Here is a 3,698-nt window from a genome sequence, read left to right on the forward strand (position 1 = left end):
GCCGACGGGCCCAGCGTGACCTGGCTCGAGGGCACCGCCGAGCACCACGTCTCGCTGGATGTCGACCCGCGTGGCGTCGCCCACAACTACAGATTCAGCGTCCACAGCTGCGGACTCGCTCCCCAAAGGTGCCAACTCGGCCGACGGGGGTGACTTCTCGGCTAGAGCTGCCACCAGACGGTGGTGTCGGCGGGGAGTTCCGCCGAGCCGTCGGTGATGGGCACGGGGCCCGAGGAGGAGAGGAGTACGCGGCCGGGGGCGGTGATGCGTACGGGCTCCTTGGTGGTGTTGACCGTGCAGGCGAAGCCGTCGCGCTCGAACCAGAGGACCCCGGCCGGGGCCTCGTCGTGCCAGGTCACCGCGTCGCCGGCGCCGAGGCCGGGGACCTCCCGACGGGTGCGGATGGCGGAGCGGTAGAGCTCGAGGGTCGAACCCTCGACACCCGCCTGGGCCTCGACACTCAGGTCGCCCCACTCCGACGGCTGCGGCAGCCAGGAGCCACCGTCGCCGAAGCCGTAGGACGAGCCCGACCGCGTCCACGGCAGCGGCACCCGGCAGCCGTCGCGGAAGCCGTCCTGGCCGTTGGCGCGGTGGAACGACGGGTCCTGGCGGACCTCGTCCGGCAGGTCGGTGACGTCGGGCAGGCCGAGCTCCTCGCCCTGGTAAACGTACGCCGATCCCGGAAGCGCGAGCATCAGCAAGGTGGCCGCACGAGCCCGCCGCAGCCCGAGCTCACGATCGCCAGGCGTTCGGATCTGGGTCCCCGACCCCGGCGGGTTCGCGAACCGGGTGGCGTGCCGAGTGACGTCGTGGTTGGACAGCACCCAGGTCGCCGGCGCGCCGACCGGGCGCATCGCGTCCAGGGAGCTGTCGATGACCTTGCGCAGCGCCGCGGCGTCCCAGGCGGTGTCGAGGTATTCGAAGTTGAAGGCCTGGTGCAGCTCGTCGGGGCGTACGTAATTCGCCGACCGCGCCACCGTCGGGGTCCACGCCTCGGCGACGAAGATCCGGTCCGGGTAGTCCGCGAGAACCCGACGCCACGAACGGTAGATCTCGTGGACGCCGTCCTGGTCGAAGAAGGGCATCACGTCGTTGCCGAGCAGGTGGAGCTGGTCCGAGTGGCCGATGGAGGGCAGGCCCTCCGCCTTGACCAGGCCGTGGGCGACATCGATGCGGAAGCCGTCGATGCCGAGGTCGAGCCAGAACCGCAGGATGTCCAGGAACTCCGCGTGGACCTCGGGGGAGTTCCAGTTGAAGTCGGGCTGCTCGGGGGCGAAGAGGTGGAGGTACCACTCGCCGTCCGGCACTCGGGTCCAGGCGGGACCGCCGAAGATCGAGTCCCAGTCGTTGGGCGGCTCCTCGCCGTTCTCGCCGCGTCCGGGCAGGAAGTGGTAGCGCGACCGCATCGGCGACCCGGGCCCTTCGGCGAGAGCCTGCTGGAACCACACGTGCTCCGAGGAGGAGTGGTTGGGGACGATGTCGGCTATGAGCTTCAGGCCGAGATCGTGCGCCGTGGCGATCAGCGCGCGAGCGTCGTCCAGCGTCCCGTAGCGCGGGTCGACCGCACGGTAGTCGGATACGTCATAGCCGCCGTCGGCCTGCGGCGAGGCGTAGAACGGGCTCAGCCAGACCGCATCCACCCCCAGGTCGCGGAGGTAGGGGAGGCGGGACCGGATCCCGGGAAGGTCACCGGTGCCGTCGCCGTCGCTGTCGGCGAAGCTGCGTGGGTAGACCTGGTAGATGACGGCGTCGCGCCACCACTCGGAGGACATCAACAGAAAACCTTTCAGCCCTTGACGCCGCCGGCGGTCAGACCGGTGACGACGTGTCGTTGGACGAGATAGAAGAAGACGGTGACGGGGATGGCGATGAGGACAGCGGTGGCCGCCATCAGGTTCCACTGCGCGTCGTGCTCGCTGACGAAGCTCTGCAGCCCGACCGCGAAGGTGTACTTCGAATCGTCGAGCAGGAACGTCGAGGCGAACGCGACCTCCGCGAAGGCGGTGATGAAGGCGTAGAACGCGGCCACCGCGAGACCCGGACGAGCCAGCGGCAGGATCAGCCGCCAGAACGTACCGAACGGGGTGAGTCCATCGATCATGCCGGCCTCGTCGAGCTCGACCGGGATGGTGTCGAAGTAGCCCTTCAGCAGCCAGGAGCAGTAGGGGACGATCGTGGTGCAGTTGACCAGGATCAGGCCGAAGTGCGAGTCGACCAGGCGGAGCTGGGAGAAGATCTCGTACATCGGCACGATCAGCACCGCGATCGGGAACGCCTGCGTCAGCAGCAGGACCCACATCAGCGGCCGGTGGCCGGGGAACCTCATCCGGGAGACCGCGTAGCCGGTCGTCGCCGCCGACATCACGCCGAACAGGGTCGTGCCCCCGGCGACCACCAACGTCGACCACAGCCAGTTGAAGAAGGCGGTGTTGGTCAGCACGAACGAGTAGTTGTCCAGCGTCGCCTTCGCGAAGATCCCGCCGGGGTGGAGGTAGTCGTCCTTGTCCGGTCCCAGGGACAGATAGACGAGCCAGACGATCGGGAACAGCGCGATCAGCGACGCCACCGTGAGCGTCACGTGCGTGCCCACGCGCGCGACCGGGCCGAGTTCTCCGCGGCGGCGCTGCTTGGTACTAGGCGAGCTGGTCATTGCGTTTCAACCACCGGTAGTAGAAGGACGTGAAGACGATCAGGATCGCGAGCAGGAGCACGCCGTACGCCGCCGACATGGCGAAGTCGCGAGGCTGCTGCCCGAAACCGAGTCGATAGGCCCAGGTGACCAGGATCTGCGCGTCGGGCGCGGTGTTGCCGAAGAGCAGGAAGATGATCGCGAACTGGTTGAAGGTCCAGATCACGCCGAGCAGGATGACGGTCGAGCTCACCGACGACAGCCCCGGCAGGGTGACGTGGCGGAACCGCTGCCAGGCGTTGGCGCCGTCGATCTCGGCCGCCTCGTAGAGGTTCTCGTCGATCGACTGCAGCCCGCCGAGCAGGGAGAGCATCATGAACGGCACGCCGCACCAGGTGTTGACCATGATCGCGGCCGTACGCTGCCAGGTCGGATCCTCGAGCCAGCTCGGTGAGGCGAGACCGATCGTGTCGAGCATCGAGTTGATGACGCCCGCGTCGGCCAGCATGATCCGCCAGGCGAAGACGGTGACGAACGTCGGCACCGCCCAGGGCAGGATCAGCAGCAGCCGGTACGCCACGCGGCCGCGCAGCCGCTGGTTGAGCATCATCGCCAACCCGAGGCCGATCACGTAGTGCAGGACGACACAGGTGACGGTCCAGACGATGGTCCACACGAAGTGGGACCAGAAGCGGTCGTAGGCCGACGGGCCCCACAGGATCTCGGCGTAGTTGTCGAGACCGATGAACTTGTACGTCGCGTCGATCGTGTTGACGCCGATGGTGCGTGCCGAGTTGAGGCTGTTGGCGTCGGTCAGGGTCAGGTAGAAGCCGCGCAGGAGCGGGTAGCCGACGAGCACGCCGAGCACGATCACGACGGGCGCGACCATCGCGTAGGCGTACCAGTAGCGGCGGTAGGAGTCTCGCGCGCGCTGGAGGGGGCGGGGCGCCCGCCGCCGAGACCGCGGGGTCTCGGCGCATCCGGTTGGCCTGCGCCGGGATGAACTTCCATTCGCCCAGGTAGGTCGGCGAGGACGGGTCGAGGTTGGGCAGCACGAACGACAGCAGCG

3 protein-coding genes are annotated in these 3,698 nt (G+C 68.2%); all 3 read right to left on the bottom strand.

From position 1 onward, the window contains the following. Positions 1 to 161: 161 nt before the first annotated feature. The 3 genes from ABZY89_RS29420 to ABZY89_RS29430 are packed head-to-tail and all read right to left on the bottom strand — an operon-like array spanning position 162 to position 3,518. A complete protein-coding gene (locus ABZY89_RS29420) occupies positions 162 to 1,772 on the bottom strand; it encodes a glycoside hydrolase family 13 protein (RefSeq protein WP_355232711.1) in 1,611 nt (536 codons plus the stop codon). A gap of 14 nt (positions 1,773 to 1,786) precedes the next feature. Further along, positions 1,787 to 2,650 carry an ABC transporter permease subunit gene (locus tag ABZY89_RS29425; protein ID WP_355232712.1) on the bottom strand — a complete coding sequence of 288 codons (864 nt, stop codon included), beginning with the start codon at positions 2,648 to 2,650 and terminating at the stop codon, positions 1,787 to 1,789. Then, positions 2,634 to 3,518: a sugar ABC transporter permease gene (locus ABZY89_RS29430; RefSeq protein WP_355232713.1), complete on the bottom strand. Its 885-nt coding sequence runs from the start codon at positions 3,516 to 3,518 to the stop codon at positions 2,634 to 2,636. The genes ABZY89_RS29425 and ABZY89_RS29430 overlap by 17 nt, the downstream gene beginning before the upstream one ends. Positions 3,519 to 3,698: the final 180 nt, after the last annotated feature.

Origin of the sequence: Nocardioides sp. NPDC006303 (assembly GCF_040613175.1) — a bacterium.
GTDB lineage: Bacteria > Actinomycetota > Actinomycetes > Propionibacteriales > Nocardioidaceae > Nocardioides.